Raw genomic sequence first — 20,353 nt, forward strand, 5'->3', positions numbered from 1 at the left:
GGCCTCAGGCGACGACGGGACGGACGGAGGCGCCTCGGCCGATGCCGTAGTAGGTCAGCCCCGCCTCCTTGGCGCTCTCGGGCGAGAACAGGTTGCGGCCGTCGATCACCACCGGCTCGATCAGGCGCTCGCGCAGGCGGCCGAAGTCGACGGTGCGGAAGGCCTTCCACTCGGTGCAGATGACCAGCGCGTGGGCGCCCTCGAGGGTCTCGTCGCGGTTCTCGGTGAGATCCAGGTCCTCGCGGTTGCCGTAGATCCGCAGGCACTCCTCGGCGGCCTCGGGATCATGGGCCTGGACCCGGGCGCCGGCCTGCCACAGCGCTTCCATCAGCGCGCGGCTGGGGGCCTCGCGCATGTCGTCGGTGTTGGGCTTGAAGGCCAGGCCCCACAGCGCGATGGTCTTGCCGGCCAGATCGCCGTCGAAGGCATCGCTGAGCATCTCGAACAGGCGGCTCTTCTGGCGCGCGTTGACCTGCTCGACGGCGTTGATCAGGTGGGCCGGATGGCCGGCGGCCTCGGCGGTGTGGGCCAGCGCCTTGACGTCCTTGGGGAAGCAGGAGCCGCCGTAGCCGCAGCCCGGATAGATGAAGTGGTAGCCGATGCGCGGATCGCTGCCGATGCCGTGACGCACTTCCTCGATGTCGGCGCCCAGGCGCTCGGCCAGGTTGGCCATCTCGTTGATGAAGCTGATCTTGGTGGCCAGCATGGCGTTGGCGGCGTACTTGGTCAGCTCGGCGCTGCGCACGCCCATGAACATCAGCTTGTCGCGCTGGCGGTTGTAGGGGCCGTAGCACTCGCGCATGACCTGGCGAACGCGTTCGGACTCGGTGCCCACCACGATGCGCGAGCCGCGCGAGAAGTCCTCGATGGCGGCGCCTTCCTTGAGGAATTCGGGGTTGGAGCAGACGTCGAACTCGATGTCCGCGCCGCGGGCCTCGAGGGTGGCGGCCACGGTGCGCTCCACCTTGCTGGCGGTGCCGACCGGTACCGTCGACTTGTCGACGATGATGCGGTACTCGGTCATGTGGGTGGCGATGGTCTCGGCGACCTTGAGCACGTGACGCAGGTCGGCGCTGCCGTCCTCGTCGGACGGCGTGCCGACGGCGATGAACTGCAGCAGGCCGAACTCGACCGCGGCCTTGGCATCGTTGGTGAAGTGCAGGCGGCCGGCGGCCAGGTTCTGGTGGATCAGCGTCTCGAGGCCCGGCTCGTAGATCGGCACCTCGCCCTGGCTGAGACGGGCCACCTTGTCGGCGTCCACATCGACACACATCACTTCATGGCCGACTTCGGCGAGGCAGGCGCCGGTGACGAGTCCTACGTATCCGGAACCAAAGATGGTGATCTTCATGGGCGTCTTGCTCCTGGTCGTGGTCGGAAACGAACGTCCTGTCCCAGGCCCCTGGCGGGGGAGGGAGCGTCATGGACGTGCGTGGATCTGCCAGGTAAAGGAGCAAGCATCGGGCCGGAATGGAAAAAAAGCTTTTATATCAGATATCTATGCTGGTATTGGTCGAGGTGTCACCGTGTGACGACTCGTTTGCGGCGTGTCGGGAGGGGAAAAGTGTCGCGATACGCCAACAGCGTATCGTGTCAGCCGGCGCAGGAGGGGGATCGCGAGGCGGCGCCGGTGGGGGCTGTCGCGCCCTGACGGCACCGTCGGAAAACGGCGCAGAGGCCCGCGGGGCGTGGCCTGCACGCCATCGACCGACGAGCGGGAAAATTTACATTAGGCAAGTAAGATGTATAGGTGTTGCATCATATCGACACTCGGCCCGATCGGCGCCATGGCGGTGACGCTCGAGGCCGACGCGGCAACGAAAAAGGCGGCCCGAAGGCCGCCTTTCTCGTCGAGATCAGGGCGTCTTTCAGTTGCCCTTGGGCTCGCTTCTCAGTGCCTTGACCAGCGCGTAGCAGCCGAGCAGCAGCACGATGGTGAAGGGCAGGCCGGTGGAGACGGCCGCCGTCTGCAGGGCCGTCAGGCCGCCGCCCAGCAGCAGGGCGATGGCGATGGCGCCTTCGATGATGGCCCAGAAGATGCGCTGCGGCTTGGGCGCGTCGACCTTGCCGCCGGCGGTGATCGAGTCGATGACCAGCGAACCGGAGTCCGAGGAGGTCACGAAGAACACGATCACCAGGATGATGCCGACGAAGGAGGTGATGGCGGACAGCGGCAGCTGGCCGAGCATGGCGAACAGCTTGATCTCCAGCGCGGCGTCCTGGACGCCCTGGAAGCCGTCGGAGATGACCTGATCGATGGCGGTGCCACCGAAGGCCGTCATCCACAGCACCGAGACCAGGGTCGGCACCAGCAGCACGGCGGTCAGGAACTCGCGCACGCTGCGGCCGCGGCTGACGCGGGCGATGAACATGCCGACGAACGGTGACCAGGAGATCCACCAGGCCCAGTAGAAGGCGGTCCAGCCCTGGCTGAAGTTGGCGTCCTCACGGCCGAAGGGCATCGCCAGCGCCGGCAGGTTGACCGCGTAGGCGACCAGGTTCTCGAAGAAGCCGGTGGCGATCAGCAGGGTCGGGCCAACGATGATCACGAACACCAGCAGCAGGAAGGCCAGCACCATGTTGAGCTGCGACAGGCGCTGCACGCCCTTGTCGACGCCCAGCAGGATCGAGCACATCGCCACGGCGGTGATGCCCATGATCAGCAGCACCATGGTGATGTTGCTGTTGGGCACGTCGAACAGGTAGCTGAGGCCGGCGGCCGCCTGGGAGGCGCCCAGGCCCAGCGAGGTGGCCAGACCGAACAGGGTGGCGAACACCGCCAGGATGTCGATCAGGTGTCCCGGCCAGCCCCACACGCGCTCACCCAGGATCGGGTAGAAGATCGAGCGCATGGTCAGCGGCAGGCCCTTGTTGAAGGCGAAGATCGCCAGTGCCAGGCCGACGATGGCGTAGGCGCCCCAGGGGTGCAGGCCCCAGTGGTAGATGGTGGCGGCCATGCCCAGCTTCTGGGCGGCGACCTCGTCGCCGGCGGCGGCGCCCAGCGGCGCCCAGTCGGTGCGTACGCCGTTCTCCACGGTGGTGCCGTCGAGGGCGGTGCCGAAGTGGGTCAGCGGCTCGGAGACGCCGTAGAACATCAGGCCGATGCCCATGCCGGCGGCGAACAACATCGCGAACCAGCCGGCGTAGCTGAAGTCCGGCGTGGCATTGGCACCGCCGATGCGCACCTTGCCCAGCGGCGAGAGCACGATGCCGAGGCTGACCAGCACGAAGATGTTGCCGCCGAGCAGGAAGACCCAGCTGAGGTTGCCGGTCAGGAAGCTGAAGATGGCGTCGAAGATCGGCTCGATCTCGGCCTGCAGGGCCAGCGTCAGGATCACGAAGACCAGGATCACTAGCGACGACACGGTGAAGACCTTGCCGTGCAGATCGACATCGAGGCCGAACTTGTTGGTGGTGATGTTGTCCTGGCCGATCACGTAATCGGTATCGATCAGGTTGGCCGGACCTTCCGGGGCGGGAATGCCCTCGCCGGCGGCCCCCTCGGGGGCTTTGTTGTCGTTCGTCACGGGATCTCTCCTTGTTGACGTCGAGGAACGAGTGGGGCGCATCAGTCCTGTGGGCGGACCAGGAACACCGATGCGTCGGTATGGGTGGCAATCTTGCCGCCGTGTGAGGGAAGCACGACATCCAGGTGTTTCGGCGGATGGGTCTGCATGATCACCAGATCGACGCTCAGCTCGTCGATCGCCTTGACCAGCACGTCATCCAGATCGGCGATGGGGTCCGGGCAGACGATGGCCTTGGCGCTGACCGGCTGGCCGTGCACCTGGGCGCGCTCCTGGGCGAAGGCCTCCAGCTTCTGCTGGTACTCGTCCGGGGTTCGGGCCACGCTGCCCGGGGTATTGGCGATGATCGCCACGTAGCAGACCTCGGCATTGTAATGCCGGGCCTGATCGGCGACGACCTTCAGCGATGGTTCGAACACATCGGGGTGTGCCAGGTCCACCGGCACCAGGATCTTCTTGAACATGCCTGCGCTCCTTGTTGGGTTGCGTCCGCGCTCACACGCTCAGTGTGGCCGTTGGACGGCGATTCGAGCGTGCCGCGCTTTCAACGGCCGCGGCACGGTCATCGGCGTCGTCCGGGGAGGCGTTGCCCTTGTTGTCATTGTCGTGGTCATCCGATGGCGCGGGGCGCGATCGGACAGGGGATTCTAATCAAATAGAATAGGACTGATAACCGGCAATCTGCGACGCGTCCGGTTCCGTGTGCGCTCGCGCCGTTGACGCCGGCGCCCGACACGCAAGGGGGAGGTGCCCCGTGAGACACCTCCCCCTGGCGGTCATGCGGCCGCCATCACGACTGCGGCAGCCACTCCTGCACCAGGTCCTGGTTGTCCTCGACCCACTGCTTGGCGTTCTCGTAGGGGTCGGAGTCTTCCTCCTGGTTCATGAGCATGACTTCGCCCATCTGCTCGGGCGTCCACTCGAAGGCGTCCAGGATGGCGTAGGCGCCCGGCATGTCTTCCTCGAGGCCGTCGCGCGCGATGGTATGGATCTGCTCGGCGCCGCCATAGACGTCCTGGGGGTCCTCGAGGTACTTGAGGTCCCAGCGGGCGAACATCCAGTGCGGCGTCCAGCTGGTCACCACGATCGGCTCGTCGTTGGCAATGGCGGTCTGCAGGGCCGCGGTCATGGTGGCGCCGCTGCCGCTCTGCAGGTCGAGGTCCAGCTCGTAGGCGTCGATGACGTCCTCGGTGAGGCTCATCAGGCCGGCGCCCGGATCGATGCCGGTGATCTTGCCGCCCAGCGCATCGGCATGGTCGTTCAGGTCGGCGATGGAGTTCATGTCGCTATCGGCGGGCACTACCAGGCCGAGCTTGGTACCGTCGAGGTTCGGACCCAGATCGTCGACCTGATCGCTGACCCGCTCGAGGTAGTCGGCGTGGGTGGTCGGCAGCCAGGCGGCGACGATGCTGTCGGCATCGCCGGTGGCGACCGATTGCCACATGGCGGCGGCGGACAGCGAGGTCATCTCGACCTCGTAGCCGGCCTGCTCCAGCACGGCGCGCACCACGTTGGTGGAGGCGACTTCCGAGGCCCATTCGACGTAGGCCAGGTGAACGCTGCCCTTGTCCTGGGCCTGGGCCGTCGCCGCGGTCAGGCTGGCGCCGGCGATGAGGGCCAGGCCAGCGATGCGCATCGGTTGCTTAGGCATAATGATTCTCCTTCGGAATGTGTTCACGAGCATGCTGAGACACACCGCCGGATTCAACCGGCGGTCGTTCAACGGCCGATCATCAGGCCTTGCCGCGTTTGCGCAGCGATTGGGTGAGGCGGTCGAGCAGCATGGCCAGGATCACCACGGCGATGCCGGCCTCGAAGCCATCCCCCGGACGCAGGCGTTGAATGGCGCGCCAGACCTCGCTGCCGAGGCCGTCGGCGCCGATCATGGCGGCGATGACCACCATCGACAGCGCCAGCATGATGGTCTGGTTGATGCCGGCCATCACCGTGGGCAGCGACAGCGGCAGCTGGACCTTGAACAGCTTCTGGCCACGGGTGGCACCGTAGGCGTCGGCGGCCTCCACGAGCTCGGTGGGGACCTGGCGGATCCCCAGGGTGGTGAAGCGGATCGCCGGCGGCATGGAGAAGATCACGGTGGCGAAGATCGCCGAGACCGAGCCGATGCCGAAGAACGGGATGGCCGGGATCAGGTAGACGAAGGCCGGCATGGTCTGCATGAAGTCCAGCACCGGCATGATCGTCCGATAGAGCCGCTCGGAGAGCGCCGCGGCGATGCCCACCGGCAGGGCGATGATCACCGCCACCAGGGTGGCGATCACCACCAGGGTCAGGGTCTCGATCATCGGGTCCCAGAGCCCGAGGTTCCAGATCAGTGCCAGGCCGGCGGCCGCGCCGATGGCCAGACGCACGTTGGCGAGCCACCAGCACAGGCCGGCGATGATCACCAGCAGCGACCAGTCGGGCAACCACATCAGGGCATCGTTGAGCCCATCGATGCCGGTCTGGGTGATGCGCGAGATGCCGCGGGTCACGGCGGAGTACTCGCTGGTCAGCCAGTTGAGGCCGTTCTCGATCCAGTCGCCCAGCGGCATGCGCGGAAATTCGATAGCCATCAGTGGTCTCCTGCCTGTGCGAGTTCATCGAGGACGGCGCCTTTCACGACCACGCCCTGCAGCACCTGGTCGTCGTCTACCACGGCGATCGGGAAGCGGTTCTCGCTGAACATGGCGAACAGGTTGTGCAGCGGCTCCTCGCGGGTGACCTTGCGGAAGTCCTGGGTCATCACCTCGGTGACGGTCTGCTTGCCATCCTCCAGCGCCTGGCTGGCGCCATCGGCGTCGATCAGGCCGACCAGGCGGCGGTCGCGGTCGAGGATGTAGATGGAATCGAGGCTGTGGTCACGCATCTTGCGCAGCGCGGTGCGCGGGCCATCGGTGTCGCGCACCGTGGAGCGCACCTTGCGCATGGCGCTCTCGGCGCTGAGGATGCGCGACTTGTCGACGCCCTCGATGAAGCGGCGGACATAGTCGTCGGCGGGGGCGGTGAGGATCTCCTCCGGGGTGCCGATCTGCACCACCTCGCCGTCCTTGAGCAGCACGATGCGATCGCCGATGCTCAGGGCCTCGTCGAGGTCGTGGGTAATGAAGACGGTGGTCTTCTTCATGCGGTGCTGGAGCTGCAGCAGCTCCTGCTGCATGTCGCCGCGGATCAGCGGGTCGAGGGCCGAGAAGGCCTCGTCCATCAGCAGCACGCTGGCGTCGTTGGCCAGCGCCCGAGCCAGGCCGACGCGCTGCTGCATGCCGCCGGACAGCTGGCGGGGAAAAGCGTCTTCCCAGCCGTCCAGGCCGACCTGCTTGAGGGCGTTGCGGGCGGTCTCGCGACGTTCGCCGGCATCGATGCCGCGGATCTCCAGGCCGAACTCGGCGTTCTGCTGCACGGTGCGGTGGGGGAAGAGGGCGAAGTTCTGGAACACCATGGAGAAGTGGCGGCGGCGGCATTCCAGCAGCTCCTTCTCCTTGAGGCTCGGGATGTTCTGCCCGTCGATGACGATCTCGCCCTCGGTCGGGTCGATCAGGCGGTTGAGGCAGCGGATCAGGGTCGACTTGCCGGAGCCGGACAGCCCCATGATCACCAGCAGTTCCCCTTCGTAGACATCGAAGTCGATGTTCGACAGGCCCAGGGTCTGGCCGGTCTTGTCGAGGATCTCGGGACGCTTCAGCCCCTGGTCGCGCAGTTCCAGCGCCTTCTTCGGCTGGTTGCCGAAGACCTTGCTGAGGTTGCGGACCCGAATCTTGACGTTTCGGTTGTCACTCATTGGCGAACCTTGGTCGACGCCCGTGCCTGCGTTGAACGGCAGGGGTGGGCGAGTGGTTGTGATGAAGCCTGACGCCAGCATGCCAGCCGGCTGCGTTGACGCGAAATAAAACGCAATACCGTAGCGTTGAATCCAACAAAGTTCGAATGGTGCCGAATGTCGCCTAAATAAAGGTCATCGTCGCCTCGCAGGGCCACAACGATGGTGCCGAGCGCGAGTGATGGGGGTCGAAGGTTGTTATCAACGCGGCCGTTGGGTAACGCGCGGGCGCGTTGAATTCTCGTCGGGCGCCCCCGTCCGGGCCGGGTGGGCCGGCGGTGAGTCCTCATTCGGCGCAGGCTGCGGCGGCTCGGGCTGTCGTAGGGGAAAGACGCCACAGGCCACCCTCAGCGGCATCGACCAGCAGGTAAATGTGGCCATGGTTGCCTTGCCGCACGGTACGGATGCGGCCGAGCTCTCCCTCGAGCACTCTCTCGCGTTCGATCACCCTGTCGCCCGCGAGGCGCAACCGCAGCAGCGCCTCGCCGCGCAGCCCGCCGGCCAGCAGATCACCCCGCCAGGGGGCGAAGGCCGGCGAGGTCACCAGGGTCAGGCCCGATGGGGCGAAGCGGCCCTCGAAGACATGCACCGGGTCGCGCATGCCCGGGGCGCTGTCCTCGCCGACCGGCAGGAAGGTGACGTAGTCGCGGCCGCGGGAGACCTCCGGCCAGCCATAGTTGGCACCCGGCACCAGGCGATTGAGTTCGTCGCCGGTGCGCGGGCCGTGCTCGGTGGACCAGGCCGTGCCGTCGTCGGCGACGGTCAGCCCCTGGGGATTGCGGTGGCCGAGGCTGAAGATCTCGTCCAGCACCTCGGGATCGTCGACGAAGGGATTGTCGGCCGGCGCGCCGCCGGTCTCGGTGAGGCGCAGCATGCTGCCGGCGTGGTCGCCGCCGTCCTGGGCGCGCGGCGGGCTGCCGCGTTCGCCGACGCTCATCAGCAGGGTGCCGTCGGGGCGCCAGGCCAGCCGCGAGCCGTAGTGTCGCCCCGGGCCGGCGCCGCGGTTCTGGACGAAGAGCCGCTGCACGTCGGTCAGCCGGTCGCCCTCGAGACGCGCCCGGGACAGCGCGGTGGCGTCGCCGCCGGGCTCCGGCCGGCTCCAGGTGAAGTAGAGCCAGTCGTGCTCGCCGCCGTCGTCGCCGAAGCGGGGATGCAGGGCCAGGTCGAGCAGCCCGCCCTGGCCGCGGGCCGAGACCTCGGGCAGGCCCGCCAGCCGGGTCAGGGTGCCATCCGCCTCGAGCCGGCTCAGGCGGCCGGGGCGTTCGCCCACCAGCAGCCGGCCGTCGGGCAGCTGGGTCAGGCCCCAGGGATGGTCGAGGCCGCCGACCAGCGGCGTCAGGCACATCGTCAGGCGCTGGGTATCAACCAGCCGGGACGGGGCCGGCTCGGCGTGGGCCATGGCGCTCAGCAGCAGGCCGAGCAGCGCCGCGCTCGGCAGGCGGCAGGCGAACGGGAAACGCGAGGGAGGGATCATGGGCCGGCTCCGTGGACGGGGCGGCCTCCAGTATAGGCGGTGTCCACGGTCGCCGGCCCGGGGCTACATCAGCCAGGCCAGCAGCAGCGGCAGGTAGATCAGCGACAGCAGGGTCGAGCAGAACACCAGGCTGGCCACGTATTCCGGCTCGCGGCGGGCCTTCTGGGCGAACAGATAGTTGAACACCGCCACCGGCATGCTCATCTGCAGCACCAGGATGGCATGGGCCATGGGCGGCAGGTTCAGCAGCGCGCCGATGCCCCAGGCCAGGCCGGCGGCCAGCGGCATGCGCAGCAGGCAGAAGCCGAGCCCCGAGCGCAGGTTCCTGACCTGGATATGGGCCAGCGACACCCCGAGGGTGATCAGCATCAGCGGCACCGTGAAGCCCGAGATCAGGTCCACGCTGTTGGCGATCCACGGTGGCAGGTCGGTGTCGGTGAGCAGCAGCGCCAGGGCGATCAGGATGGCGTAGACCGTGGGCGTCTTGGCCAGCGACTTCAGCGGATTGCCGCGGCTGGTCATCATCGTGCCGAGGGTGAACTGGAACAGCGAGACCGTGACCATCACCGTGATGCCGAAGGCGAAGCCGGCCTCGCCGAAGGCATAGAGCACCACCGGCAGGCCCATGTTGCCGGTGTTGGGGTACATCATCGGCGCCAGCAGCACCCGCCAGTCGCGACGCAGCAGGCGCGCGGAGACCAGGGTGGCGGCGCCCATGGCGGTCAGCACCAGGGCGGTGGCCAGCATGGTGCGTCCGAAGCTGTCGGCGTCGATCTCGGCGCCGGCCAGCGAGGCGAGCACCAGCGCCGGGGTGCCGATGTTGAACACCAGGCGGGTGACGAAGGCCACGGGGTAGTCGTGGCCGAGCCGAACCCAGCCGAAGCCCAGACCGGCACCGGCGATGACCGGCGCCATCACGGCGAAGAGTTCGGCGAACATGCAGCGTCTCCTTGGCTGAGGGAAATGAGCGGGTAAAGCCGTGGCGGCGGGGCGTGACTCATGCCACTTCCGCCTGCGCCGGGGGCGGCGAGAGGCCTTGAAGGGCGCGGGCTCGCTGTGCCTGGCGTTCCAGCGACAGCTCGAGACGCTGCGCCAGGCCGGCGAGCTGGGCCCGCTGGCGCTCGCTCAGTGCCGGCTGGTGGCGGGCGGCCTCGACCAGCGCCTCGCCGGCCGGGGCCACCGCGTCGGGCGAGCGGCCCCTGGCGCTGTCGGCGTAGGCCTGGGCCAGGGCATCGAAGAAGTTGCGCTTGGCGCGGTGCAGGGCCTCGTCCGGCAGGTCGTCCAGCCGGCGGCGCATCTGCAGGCAGGCATAGCCGATGTCGAGCCCGGTCAGGCCCAGGGTAAAGAGATGGCGCTGGTCTTCGGGCAGCACGTCGTCATGCCTGGCCAGGTGCAGCAGACGGTCGGCCATGCCGCCGACGAAGCGTGCCTCCGCCTCGTGGATCGGCGGCGAGGTCAGGCGGCGCAGGTCGCCGACGATGGCGCCCACCAGCCGGCGCTTGCGCAGCCGCGAGCCGAAGCCGGGCAGCAGTCGGAAGCCGGTCACCACCGCGGACATCCCGATCATCACCGCGATGGCGCGGTTGATGAAGCTGTCGAAGGAGAAGTCCATGCCGTTGTCGGGCATGGTCAGCAGGATGTTGCCGATGGTGAAGGCCAGGCAGTAGCCCATCAGGCGCGGGTTGGCCGCGCCCAGCAGGCCGAGGAACAGCGGCGGCATCAGGATCATCGCCAGCATCGGGAAACCGCTGGCCTGGGCCAGCAGCACGTGGCCGAACAGGAAGGCGCTGGGAATCGCCGCCAGCATGCCCTTGGCGAACATCATGCACACCATCACCGGGTTGTCGCGGGTGGCGAAGAAGGCCGAGAACAGGGTGCCGAGCAGCATCGCGACCTGGCCGTTGTCCCAGCTGGTGGCCAGCCAGAAGGCGGCGAGCAGGGAGAAGACCAGGCCCGCGCGCACGGCGTTGAGGCCGGCCACCAGGTGGTCGCGATGCCAGGCCAGCGCCGCGCCTCGCAGCCGCATGCGCCCCGGGTGGCTGATGGCATCGCGGGCGTCGAGCATCACCACGGCGTGGCCCAGCGCCTCGCGCAGGCCCAGCAGGCAGCGCTGCTCGAGGGGCGTCCCGTCGTCGTCGGGGCAGTCCTTGACCCGGTGACGCAGGGCGTGAAGGCGTCGCTGGGCCGGGGCGATGCCGCTGACCTCCGCCGACTCGCGAAAGCCGTCGGCGAGCTCCTCGGCCAGCCGGTGGATGGTCGGCGAGATGCGCTCGCCGTAGTGATGCAGGATCTGCTGCAGGGCGTGCAGGGTGGCCAGCAGGCGCAGGGTGCGGCGGGTCAGCACGTGGCTGGCGCGGATCCGGCCCGGCCCTTCCGGGCCCTCGTAGCGGGCGGCCTGGCTGTCGGTCTCGAGCTGGGTGAGCGGCTCCAGGCTGTGGGTCAGGGTGCCCTGCAGCTCGTCGAGATCGTCGCTGTCGGTCAGCCGCAGGGCGGCGTGGCGGAAGGCCTGGTTGACCACGTCGTCGGCCTGTCGGCCGAGATGGTCGCCGACCTTGATCGGCCACAGCAGCGCGCTGACCAGGGTGGCGCACAGCGCACCCAGCGACAGCTCGGAGAGCCGTGCCACGGCGATGGAGAAGATGCCGTCGGGCTGGCCGGCGCCGATCACCACGATCAGCATGGCCGTGACGGCGCCCATGATGCAGCCGTAGGAGGCGTTGTTGCGCAGCAGCGAACTGCCGTAGGTGCAGAACATGATCCACAGCGTCAGGGCGGCCAGCGCCGGGATGGGCGCCTGGGCGAACAGGCTCATGATGGCGATGCCGGCGCCGCAGCCGACCAGGGTGCCGCTGATCTGGCTGAGCCCCTTCTCGACCACCATGCCGCTCATCGGGCGGACCTGCAGGAAGGCCGCCGAGATCAGCGCCCAGTAGGGCCGCTCCAGGTCGCACCACAGCGCCGCATAGAGCGCCAGCAGCATGGCCAGGGTGGCCTTGGCGGCGAACTTGACCGCATCGGAACTCGGCGTGAGATAGGCCTGCAGCCAGAGGGACATGCGCCGTTACTCCGTCGGCTCGACGTTCGGCTCCACATACACCGAGGCCGTCATGCCGGCGCTCAGGGTCGTCCCCTCGGGAATCTCGTCCAGTGCGATGCGCACCGGAATGCGCTGGGCCAGCCGCACCCAGCTGAAGGTGGGGTCCACCTGGGGCAGCAGCTGGCTGTTGGGGTCGGTGTTGGGGTCGGCGATGGCGCGGCCGATGCTCTCCACGTGGCCCTCCAGCTCGGTGTCGCCGCTCATCAGGATCACCCGCGCCGGGTCGCCGACCGAGAACTGCGGGGTCTTGGTTTCCTCGAAGTAGCCGGTGACGAAGTAGGAGCCCTCCTTGATCAGCGCCATCACCTCTTCGCCGTCGCTGACGTAGTTGCCCTCGCTGAGCTGCAGGTTGAGCACGTGGCCCGCCGCCGGCGCCGACACCGTGGTGCGTTCGAGGTCGAGCCGGGCGCTGGCCAGGTCGCTCTTGGCCTGGTCGAGGGTGGCGCTGGCCACCTGGCGGTTGATACGAGCCGTCTCCTGGCCCTCGGCGCTGATCGCCTGACGGCTCAGGCGGTTGCGCCGCGAGGCCTCGTCCTGGCTCTGCTGAAGCTCGGCCTGGCGCTGGGCCACCACCGCCTCGGCCCGGTTCACCGCCGTCTCGTAGCGCGCGCGATCGATCTGGAACAGCGTCTCGCCCTCGTCGACGCGCTGGTTGTCGCCCACCGTCAGCGCCACCACGCGACCGGAGACGTCCGGGGCGACGGTGATCACCTCGGCGCGCACGCGGCCGTCGCGGGTCCAGGGCGTATAGAGGTAGTAGTGCCACAGCCACAGGCCGGCGGCGATGGCGATGGCGACGACGACCAGGGTGACGAGGCTGCGTAGCAGGGTGCGCATGTTCAGGCGTTCCCGGTGGCGGAAGAGAGGTAGGCGATGACGGCGGTGCAGATCACGAACAGGGCGGTGTCGAACCAGGCCTCGAACCACAGGCGGTTCGCGCCCAGCAGCCGATAGAGCACCGCGCGGATCAGCAGCGTGGCCCCGAAGCCGAGCAGGGCATACAGCAGCAGGGGAGAGAGATAGAGGCCGCCGACGGCGATTTCGCGAAGTCCCATGCTCGCTCCTTGAGCGTCGTTAAGGGCTCCATTCTAGCAATCGCCGTCGCAACAGGCACGGCGGGCGGTTCAGGCCTCCGCCGGGGCGGCCTCGGGGGCGGTGGCCCAGTCGGCGGGGCAGGCGCCGCGCAGGAACTCGAGCAGCGCCGTGACCTTGCGAGGCCGGTGGCCGTGAGGGTAGAGCAGGCTCACCGGCATCGCCGAGGCCTGCCAGTCGGGCAGGCAGCGCACCAGCTGGTCCGGATGAGCCGCCCGGCGGCGCTCGGCCATCCACACCGGCAGCACGCCCAGGCCGTGGCCGCGGGCGATGGCGTCGGAGTGCAGCAGCAGGCGATCGACGCGCAGCCGCGAGCCGGGCGGGCAGACGTCGTGTTCGCCCTCGCGCGGATGGCGCAGCACCAGGCCGCGTTCGGCCTCGCCGAGCAGGTCGATCCAGGCGTGGCCGTCCAGGTCGCGGGGATGGGACGGCGTGCCGTGGCGGGCGAGGTAGTCGGGATGGGCATAGAGCCCGCGCGGCAGCCGGGCCACCGTCTCCTGGCGCAGGGCGGTCTCGCCGGTCTCGCCGTACCACACCACCACCGAATGGCAGGCGGCCTGGCCCGGCAGCTGGTCGCGGGTCAGCAGGTTCAGCTTCAGCGCGGGATGGCGGGCCATGAACGCGTCGAGGGCGGGCGCCACCCAGGTGCGCGACAGGCCCTCGTGGACCTCCAGCGTCAGCTCGCCGCTGATCTCCTCGCGCAGCTCGTCCAGGGCCTGGCGGCCCTTGTCGGCCAGCGCGATCAGCCGCAGGCAGTAGTCGTGGAAGACGCGTCCGGCCTCGGTGGGTTCCAGCCGGTTCGACTGGCGCCGCATCAGCGGCTGGCCGAGCCGCGCTTCCAGCTGCTGGAGGCGGCGGCTCAGGGTCGATTTCGCCACGCCCAGCCGGCGGGCGCTCAGGGTGAGGCTGCCGCTGTCCATGACGTCGGCGAAGGCGAGCAGTTCATCGGCATCGTGCATGGTGTTGAGCCGTAGGGTGCTAACGGAAGGCCCATCGTAGCAATACGCTGGTTGAAAATCATTCTCGTTGTTGTGATCGGTGAGGATCGTGATCGCGTTGCGTGTCACGCAACGCGCCGTGCCATGACGCGAGCGAGCGAATGTGGAAGAATGTGAATAATAAAAATTCGCATTAACTATAGCCGGCCCGGATGAGGCCGGTGGGATCTTCAGGAGTCGCCACACATGTCGTTCCCCTCTTCTCGCACCGTCCTTGCCTCGCTGATCGCCGGCCTGGCGGCCTCCCCCGCCGTCGCGCAGGAAACGGCCGAGCTTGACGATGTCGTGGTCACCGCCGCCGGTTACGAGCAGCAGGTGCAGGATGCCCCGGCCTCGATCAGCGTGATCAGCCGTGAGGACCTGGAAGGCCGCGCCTACCGAGACATCACCGATGCGCTGCGCAACGTGCCGGGCGTGACCGTCACCGGCGGCGGGTCGTCCCAGGACATCAGCATCCGCGGCATGGGCGCCAAGTACACCCTGATGCTGGTCGACGGCAAGCGTCAGGGCTCGCGGGAAACCCGCCCCAACAGCGACGGCCCGGGCATCGAGCAGGGCTGGATGCCGCCGCTGTCGGCCATCGAGCGCATCGAGGTGATCCGCGGCCCGATGTCGTCGCTGTACGGCTCCGATGCCCTGGGCGGCGTGATCAACGTGATCACCCGCAAGGTGCCGCAGGAGTGGGGCGGTGAGGTCTCCACCAGCATGACGATCCAGGAAGACTCCGCCTCCGGCGACGAGCACAACAGCCGCTTCCATGTCGCCGGGCCGCTGATCGGAGACCGTCTCGGCCTGCAGGTCTACGGCCAGTACGACCAGCGCGACGAGGACGCCATCATCGGCGGCTACGCCGACCAGCGCCTGGCCAGCGGCACCGCCAAGCTGAGCTGGACGCCGGACGACATCCACGAGATCGGCCTCGAGGCGGGCTACAGCGAGCAGCGCCGGATTACCAATCCCGGTGAGTCCGTCGAGCTGGTGGGGTCTCGTGGGCCGAACGAGCGCTCCGAGCAGGAGTACGATCGCCGCCACTTCGCGCTGAGCCACGACGGCTACTTCGACGTCGGCACCACCACCAGCTACGTGCAGCACGAGGAGATCGACAACCCCTCCCGCGACAACAGCTACCAGAGCACCGTGGCCGACACCAAGGCGGTGCTGCCGCTGGGCGCCCATATCTTGACCCTGGGCGGCCAGTACGAGGATCAGCGCCTGGAGGACGGCGGCAACCAGTCCGAGACGTCCGATTTGAGCGAGCTGACCCGCTATCGCTGGGCGCTGTACGCCGAGGACGAATGGATGCTGACCGAGGACTTCTCGCTGACCGGCGGCGTGCGCCTCAACGAGGACGAGGACTACGGCAGCCACTGGTCGCCGCGCCTGTATGGCGTCTGGCACCTCGACGACCGTTGGACGCTGAAGGGCGGTGTCTCCTCCGGCTTCCGCGCGCCGGACCTGCGCTACACCAGCCCCGGCTGGGTCCAGGTCAGCCGCGGCGGCAACATCTACGGCAACCCGGATCTGGAGGCGGAAACCTCGCTCAGTCAGGAACTGGGCCTGCATTATGCCGGCGACAACGGCCTGATGGCCGGCCTGACCGTCTTCCACACCGACTTCGACGACAAGATCACCCGCATCAACTGCCCGACGTCCGTATGCACCGACGGCGCCAACGACTACGGTTCCGATCCGACCTACCGGGTCAACGTCGATGAGGCGGTCACCCAGGGCGTCGAGTTCTCCCTGTCCACGCCGCTGGCCGACCATCTGGACCTGAGCACCAGCTACACCTACACCGACTCCGAGCAGAAGAGCGGCGAGTACGAGGGCGAGCCGCTCAACCAGCTGCCCAAGCACCAGGTCTCGGCATCGCTGGAATGGCAGGCCACCGAGCGCCTGAACCAGTGGACCCGCCTGACCTATCGCGGCGAGGAGAGCCAGCCCACCACCGGTCCGTCCCAGGATGCCATCGTCGCGCCGTCCTACACCTTCGTGGACGCCGGCCTCGGCTATCAGCTGACGCCGCAGACCACCCTCAACGCCGGCCTCTACAACCTGTTCGACGAGGACATCACCGAGGAAGAGTACGGCTACGTCGAGGATGGCCGTCGCCTGTGGCTGGGCATCAACGTCGCGTTCTGATCGCCCGCTTATCGCTGGCTCCGGTCCTGGTCGCCGGCCGCCGCGCGGCGCTGGCCGCGCGGGGCGGGAGGCGATCGACGTGACGGTGCTGTCGCCCGGCCCGTGGACCTCTCCGGCGAGCGTTCATGCCCGGCTGGGCGAACAGCCTCTGGCCCCGGTTCCTGCGCTCCCGCAACGTCGCGTTGCGTAACATCGAACGCGACGTTGCGCCGAGCGGGGGTGAGAACCGGTTTGAGATTCATTATCATTGGCAAATATTCGCATGGCCGGGCGCACGGGTGCCCGGCGAGTCGAGGAGCTTCCATGTCAGTTTCCCTGCCCAGGGCGTCGACCCTGATCGGCGCCTGCCTGGTGGCGGCCATTGCCGCCGCGGTCACCCCGGCCCAGGCGCGTACCCTGGACACCGCCCACGGCGAGATCGAGGTGCCGGACGCCCCCGAGCGCGTGGTCACCCTCTATGAAGGCGCCCTGGATGCCGCCCTGGCCGCCGGCGTGATGCCGGTGGGCGCGGTGACCACCCGCGGCGGCGACGACGTGGCCCGCTACATCGCGCCGCATCTCGGCGATCAGCGCCCGGCGATCGTCGGCGTGGTGCGCGAGATCAACATGGAGGCGGTGGTCGGCGAGCGCCCGGACCTGATCCTGGCCGGCCCGAGCCTCGCCGATGCCCAGTACGCGCTGCTGTCGAAGATCGCCCCCACCGTGGTGCCGCAGAGCCCGGGCATCACCCCCGAGGCGTGGAAGGTCGAGGGGCGCCAGTTCGGCGAGGCCCTGGGCCGCGAGGACGCGGTGAACGCGGCCATCGAGGGCGTCGAGAGTCGGGCCGCCGAGCTGGCCGAGCGCGTGGACGCGGCCGAGGTCGGCGCCACCGCCAACCTGGTGCGCTGGATGCCCCAGGGCCCGCTGGTGATGTCCGACCGGCTGTTCGCCAGCGGCCTGCTCGAGGCCGTCGGCCTGGACGTCGCCTCCGGCGACCTGGTCAACGGTCATGGCGTGCACAGCGACCCGCTGAGCCTGGAGAACCTGTCAAGGCTGCAGGGCGACTGGCTGTTCCTGGCCACCCTCAACGAGGAGGGCGACGAGGCCCTGGCCGCGGCCAAGGATTCCCCGGCCTTCGCCCGCCTGCCGGTGGTCGACAACGGCCGGGTGGTGCCGGTGGACGGCCAGCTGTGGACCAGCGCCAACGGCCCGCTGGCCGCCGAGGCCATCCTCGACGACATCGAAGCGGCGCTCGTGCCCTGATGTCGAAGGCCGCCTCCGTCAACATCGAGCCCCGCCCATCGGCGGGGCTTTCCCGTGTCATGCCGATGCTGTCCGGCCTGCTGGCGCTGGCGGTGCTGGCCAGCCTGCTGTGGGGCGCCGGCGAGGTCGGTCCGGCCCGCGCCCTGGCGGTGCTCGCCGGCCACGGCGACAGCGAGGCGCGGTTCGTGGTCGAGACCCTGCGTCTGCCGCGCACCCTGATCGGCATCGCCGTGGGGCTGTCTCTGGGCGTGGCCGGCGCGCTGTTGCAGGCCGTATCGCGCAACCCGCTGGCCGAGCCCGGGCTGCTGGGCGTCAGCGCCGGGGCCGCCTTCGCCGTGGCCGTGGCGCTGTGGCTGGGCGCCAGCGCGGCGACCCTGCGCGTGGCCGTGGCCCAGGTCGGTGCCCTGGGCGGCTGCCTCGCGGTGATGAGCGTGGCACGCCTGCGCGGCCCGGGCGACGACCCGGTGCGCCTGGTGCTGGCCGGGGCCGCCTTCTCGGCGCTGCTGGCCTCGCTGACCTCGCTGCTGCTGCTGTTCGATCAGCGCACCGCCGACGAGATCCGCTTCTGGGTGGTCGGCAGCCTGGCCGGACGCCGCCTCGATGACCTCGCCGCCGTGCTGCCGAGCCTGGGCCTGGCGCTGGTCGTCACCGCGCTGATCGCCCGGCCCCTGGCGGCGCTGGCGCTGGGCGAGCGGGTCGCCTCGGGCCTCGGCCATCGCCCCGGCCGGGTGCGTGCGCTGGTGGTGATCGCGGTGGCGCTGCTGGTCGGCGCCGCCACCGCCATCGCCGGGCCGATCGCCTTCGTCGGCCTGGTGGTGCCCTTCGCGGCCCGCGCCCTGGCCGGCCCCGACATTCGCCGCACCCTGTGGCTGTGCCTGCCGCTGGGCCCGCTGATGGTGCTCGCCGCCGACGTGGTCTCGCGGCGTGTGGTGGCGCCGTCGGAGCTGCCGCTGGGCGTGCTCACCGCCCTGGTCGGCGCCCCGGTGCTGGTCGCCGTGGTGCGCGCCCGTCGACTGCCGACCCTGTGAGCCGGAGACCGTCATGTCCGAGACCCTGATGTCCGAGCCCCTGCCGATGCCTGCCCGCGCCGATGCCCCACGCCGCGTCGCGCCGCCGCCGGGCTACTGGCGCCTGGCCTGGGGCGAGCGCCATCTGCTGATCGAGCGCCGCGCGCTGATCGTCTCTCTGCTGCTGCTGGGGCTGCTGACGGCGTCCTCGCTGGCCTACCTGTGCCTGGGCCAGCAGGTGCTGTCGCCCGCCGGCGCCTGGGCGGCGCTCAAGGGCGAGGGCGACCCGCTGGCCGGCTTCCTGGTGCGGGAGCTGCGCTTCCCGCGGCTGCTGGCGGCCTGGCTGACCGGCGCCGCCTTCGCGCTGGCCGGCTGCCTGATGCAGACCCTGGCCCGCAACCGCCTGGCCACCCCCGGCATCATCGGCATCGACAACGGCGCCACCGCCTTCGCCGTGGCCTCCGTCGTGGGGCTCGGCGTGTCGCTGGCACCGCCGGCCATGGCGCTGGTCGGCGCGGCCACCGCGGCGGCCGTGACCTTCGGCGTGGCCAGCGGCGGCGATACCCGCGGCTATCGCTTCATCGTCGCCGGCATCGGCGTCGGCGCGGTGTTCGGCGCCGTCACCCAGCTGCTGCTGGCCCGGGTCGATATCGACACCGCCAACCAGGCCTACCCGTGGACGGTGGGCACCCTGAACGCGCGCCCGGGCGGCGCCGTCGCGGTGCTGGGCATCGGCCTGGCGCTCGGCTGGCCGCTGGCCATGGCGCTGGCCCGGCCGCTGTCGCTGATGCGCTTCAGCGACGCCGTGGCCCGCGGGCTCGGCGTCGGGCTGCGTCGCCGGCGCGCCCAGATCCTCGGGCTCTCGGTGCTGCTCACCGCGCTCGCGGTGGCGGTGGCCGGGCCGGTGGGCATGGTCGGGCTGATCGGCCCGGAGATCGCCCGCTCGCTGTCTACCTCGCGGGGCGTGCCGCTGACCGCCTCGGCCCTGGCCGGGGCCCTGGTGATGGTGCTGGCCGACCTGACCGGCCGGCTGCTGCTGGCCCCCATCGAACTGCCGGTGGGCATCGTCACCGCCGTGGTCGGCGGCCCCTGGCTGCTGTGGATCCTGATGCGTCCCACCCATAGGAGAGTCTCATGAACGCCCCGCAACGCCTGCAGGTCGAGGCGCTGAGCCTGAGCCACGGTCGCACCGCGATCATCGAGGACCTGGCGGTCGAGCTGCCGCCGGGCCGGGTGACCGCCATCGTCGGCCCCAACGGCTGCGGCAAGTCGACCCTGCTGGCCGGGCTGGCGCGGCTGCACGCGCCGGACTCGGGCGCGGTGCTGCTCGATGGCCAGGACATCCAGCGCCTGCCGCCCCGGGAGCTGGCCCGACGACTGGCGCTGCTGCCCCAGGAGGCCACGGCGCCGGAGGGGCTGACCGTGGGCGACCTGATCCGCTTCGGCCGCCAGCCCCACCAGGGCTGGCTGCGCCAGTGGTCCGGCGACGACCGGCGCGCGGTGGAGGAGGCGGTGGCCGCGGCGGGGCTGGAGGCCCTGGCCGACCGGCCGCTGGAGGCGCTCTCCGGCGGCCAGCGCCAGCGCGCCTGGATCGCCATGACCATCGCCCAGCAGACGCCGCTGCTGCTGCTCGACGAGCCGACCTCGGCGCTGGACCTGGGCCACCAGCTGGAGGTCTTCGAGCTGGTCAGGCGCCTGGCGGCCGACGGCCGCACCCTGGCGCTGGTGCTGCACGACCTGGCCAGCGCCTGCCGCTATGCCGATCACCTGGTGGCCATGCGCGACGGGCGCATCGTCGCCCAGGGGGCGCCCGCCGAGGTGGTCACCGAGGCGCTGGTGCACGAGCTCTACGGCGTGACCTGCACCCTGGTGCCCGATCCGGCCACCGGCACGCCGATCCTGACCGACCTGCGCCGGGCCTGAACGCGACGCGCCCCGGCAGGGCCGGGGCGCGTGGGAG

Annotated in this window: 17 protein-coding genes; 5 read left to right on the top strand and 12 right to left on the bottom strand. The window is 69.6% G+C overall.

Annotated features, from left to right (window positions below; translation table 11 throughout):
* Window positions 1-4: 4 nt before the first annotated feature.
* The 12 genes from UYS_RS0210410 to UYS_RS0210465 form a co-directional block, all read right to left on the bottom strand.
* Window positions 5-1,351 carry a UDP-glucose dehydrogenase family protein gene (locus tag UYS_RS0210410; protein ID WP_016855447.1) on the bottom strand — a complete coding sequence of 449 codons (1,347 nt, stop codon included), beginning with the start codon at window positions 1,349-1,351 and terminating at the stop codon, window positions 5-7.
* A 517-nt stretch (window positions 1,352-1,868) separates the two neighbouring features.
* Window positions 1,869-3,527, bottom strand: coding sequence for a BCCT family transporter (locus UYS_RS0210415; protein WP_016855448.1), 1,659 nt, complete (start codon window positions 3,525-3,527; stop codon window positions 1,869-1,871).
* Between the two features lie 41 nt (window positions 3,528-3,568).
* On the bottom strand, window positions 3,569-3,991 hold the full coding sequence (locus UYS_RS0210420; protein ID WP_016855449.1) for a universal stress protein: 423 nt from the start codon (window positions 3,989-3,991) through the stop codon (window positions 3,569-3,571).
* Between the two features lie 326 nt (window positions 3,992-4,317).
* Window positions 4,318-5,178 (bottom strand): glycine betaine ABC transporter substrate-binding protein, encoded by an 861-nt coding sequence (locus tag UYS_RS0210425; protein WP_026068484.1) that lies wholly within the window; start codon window positions 5,176-5,178, stop codon window positions 4,318-4,320.
* 82 nt (window positions 5,179-5,260) lie between these two features.
* Window positions 5,261-6,100 carry an ABC transporter permease gene (locus UYS_RS0210430; protein WP_016855451.1) on the bottom strand — a complete coding sequence of 280 codons (840 nt, stop codon included), beginning with the start codon at window positions 6,098-6,100 and terminating at the stop codon, window positions 5,261-5,263.
* Window positions 6,100-7,302 (bottom strand): quaternary amine ABC transporter ATP-binding protein, encoded by a 1,203-nt coding sequence (locus tag UYS_RS0210435; protein ID WP_016855452.1) that lies wholly within the window; start codon window positions 7,300-7,302, stop codon window positions 6,100-6,102. Before UYS_RS0210435 ends, UYS_RS0210430 begins: the two co-directional genes overlap by 1 nt.
* 325 nt (window positions 7,303-7,627) lie before the next feature.
* Window positions 7,628-8,815, bottom strand: coding sequence for a PQQ-dependent sugar dehydrogenase (locus UYS_RS0210440; protein WP_016855453.1), 1,188 nt, complete (start codon window positions 8,813-8,815; stop codon window positions 7,628-7,630).
* 63 nt (window positions 8,816-8,878) lie between these two features.
* Window positions 8,879-9,754 carry an AEC family transporter gene (locus UYS_RS0210445; RefSeq protein WP_016855454.1) on the bottom strand — a complete coding sequence of 292 codons (876 nt, stop codon included), beginning with the start codon at window positions 9,752-9,754 and terminating at the stop codon, window positions 8,879-8,881.
* Between the two features lie 58 nt (window positions 9,755-9,812).
* Complete coding sequence (locus UYS_RS0210450; protein ID WP_016855455.1) at window positions 9,813-11,870, bottom strand: FUSC family protein; 2,058 nt, start codon at window positions 11,868-11,870, stop codon at window positions 9,813-9,815.
* Window positions 11,871-11,876: 6 nt separating this feature from the next.
* A complete protein-coding gene (locus UYS_RS0210455) occupies window positions 11,877-12,749 on the bottom strand; it encodes an efflux RND transporter periplasmic adaptor subunit (protein WP_016855456.1) in 873 nt (290 codons plus the stop codon).
* Window positions 12,750-12,751: 2 nt separating this feature from the next.
* Window positions 12,752-12,967 carry a DUF1656 domain-containing protein gene (locus UYS_RS0210460; RefSeq protein WP_016855457.1) on the bottom strand — a complete coding sequence of 72 codons (216 nt, stop codon included), beginning with the start codon at window positions 12,965-12,967 and terminating at the stop codon, window positions 12,752-12,754.
* Window positions 12,968-13,036: 69 nt separating this feature from the next.
* On the bottom strand, window positions 13,037-13,963 hold the full coding sequence (locus tag UYS_RS0210465) for a LysR family transcriptional regulator (RefSeq protein ID WP_016855458.1): 927 nt from the start codon (window positions 13,961-13,963) through the stop codon (window positions 13,037-13,039).
* A 225-nt stretch (window positions 13,964-14,188) separates the two neighbouring features.
* On the opposite strand from UYS_RS0210465, the gene UYS_RS0210470 reads away from it, so the two are divergent.
* The 5 genes from UYS_RS0210470 (at window position 14,189) to UYS_RS0210490 (ending at window position 20,316) form a co-directional block, all read left to right on the top strand.
* Window positions 14,189-16,144 carry a ligand-gated channel protein gene (locus tag UYS_RS0210470; RefSeq protein WP_016855459.1) on the top strand — a complete coding sequence of 652 codons (1,956 nt, stop codon included), beginning with the start codon at window positions 14,189-14,191 and terminating at the stop codon, window positions 16,142-16,144.
* A 303-nt stretch (window positions 16,145-16,447) separates the two neighbouring features.
* Window positions 16,448-17,386 carry an ABC transporter substrate-binding protein gene (locus UYS_RS0210475; RefSeq protein ID WP_016855460.1) on the top strand — a complete coding sequence of 313 codons (939 nt, stop codon included), beginning with the start codon at window positions 16,448-16,450 and terminating at the stop codon, window positions 17,384-17,386.
* Between the two features lie 59 nt (window positions 17,387-17,445).
* Window positions 17,446-18,414 (top strand): FecCD family ABC transporter permease, encoded by a 969-nt coding sequence (locus UYS_RS0210480; RefSeq protein WP_016855461.1) that lies wholly within the window; start codon window positions 17,446-17,448, stop codon window positions 18,412-18,414.
* A 13-nt stretch (window positions 18,415-18,427) separates the two neighbouring features.
* Entirely contained in the window at window positions 18,428-19,531 is a 1,104-nt protein-coding gene (locus UYS_RS0210485; RefSeq protein WP_016855462.1) for a FecCD family ABC transporter permease, read from the top strand.
* Window positions 19,528-20,316 (top strand): ABC transporter ATP-binding protein, encoded by a 789-nt coding sequence (locus UYS_RS0210490; RefSeq protein ID WP_016855463.1) that lies wholly within the window; start codon window positions 19,528-19,530, stop codon window positions 20,314-20,316. The genes UYS_RS0210485 and UYS_RS0210490 overlap by 4 nt, the downstream gene beginning before the upstream one ends.
* Window positions 20,317-20,353 lie beyond the last annotated feature (37 nt).

This window comes from Halomonas smyrnensis AAD6, from assembly GCF_000265245.1.
Classification (GTDB): domain Bacteria; phylum Pseudomonadota; class Gammaproteobacteria; order Pseudomonadales; family Halomonadaceae; genus Halomonas; species Halomonas smyrnensis.

Coding starts and splice junctions, on each gene's coding strand:
- UYS_RS0210485 (WP_016855462.1), top strand. CDS start 18,428: ATGTCCGAGACCCTGATGTCCGAGCCCCTGCCGATGCCTGCCCGCGCC.
- UYS_RS0210470 (WP_016855459.1), top strand. CDS start 14,189: ATGTCGTTCCCCTCTTCTCGCACCGTCCTTGCCTCGCTGATCGCCGGC.
- UYS_RS0210430 (WP_016855451.1), bottom strand. CDS start 6,100: ATGGCTATCGAATTTCCGCGCATGCCGCTGGGCGACTGGATCGAGAAC.
- UYS_RS0210435 (WP_016855452.1), bottom strand. CDS start 7,302: ATGAGTGACAACCGAAACGTCAAGATTCGGGTCCGCAACCTCAGCAAG.
- UYS_RS0210465 (WP_016855458.1), bottom strand. CDS start 13,963: ATGCACGATGCCGATGAACTGCTCGCCTTCGCCGACGTCATGGACAGC.
- UYS_RS0210420 (WP_016855449.1), bottom strand. CDS start 3,991: ATGTTCAAGAAGATCCTGGTGCCGGTGGACCTGGCACACCCCGATGTG.
- UYS_RS0210490 (WP_016855463.1), top strand. CDS start 19,528: ATGAACGCCCCGCAACGCCTGCAGGTCGAGGCGCTGAGCCTGAGCCAC.
- UYS_RS0210450 (WP_016855455.1), bottom strand. CDS start 11,870: ATGTCCCTCTGGCTGCAGGCCTATCTCACGCCGAGTTCCGATGCGGTC.
- UYS_RS0210455 (WP_016855456.1), bottom strand. CDS start 12,749: ATGCGCACCCTGCTACGCAGCCTCGTCACCCTGGTCGTCGTCGCCATC.
- UYS_RS0210460 (WP_016855457.1), bottom strand. CDS start 12,967: ATGGGACTTCGCGAAATCGCCGTCGGCGGCCTCTATCTCTCTCCCCTG.
- UYS_RS0210475 (WP_016855460.1), top strand. CDS start 16,448: ATGTCAGTTTCCCTGCCCAGGGCGTCGACCCTGATCGGCGCCTGCCTG.
- UYS_RS0210445 (WP_016855454.1), bottom strand. CDS start 9,754: ATGTTCGCCGAACTCTTCGCCGTGATGGCGCCGGTCATCGCCGGTGCC.
- UYS_RS0210425 (WP_026068484.1), bottom strand. CDS start 5,178: ATGCCTAAGCAACCGATGCGCATCGCTGGCCTGGCCCTCATCGCCGGC.
- UYS_RS0210480 (WP_016855461.1), top strand. CDS start 17,446: ATGCCGATGCTGTCCGGCCTGCTGGCGCTGGCGGTGCTGGCCAGCCTG.
- UYS_RS0210410 (WP_016855447.1), bottom strand. CDS start 1,351: ATGAAGATCACCATCTTTGGTTCCGGATACGTAGGACTCGTCACCGGC.
- UYS_RS0210440 (WP_016855453.1), bottom strand. CDS start 8,815: ATGATCCCTCCCTCGCGTTTCCCGTTCGCCTGCCGCCTGCCGAGCGCG.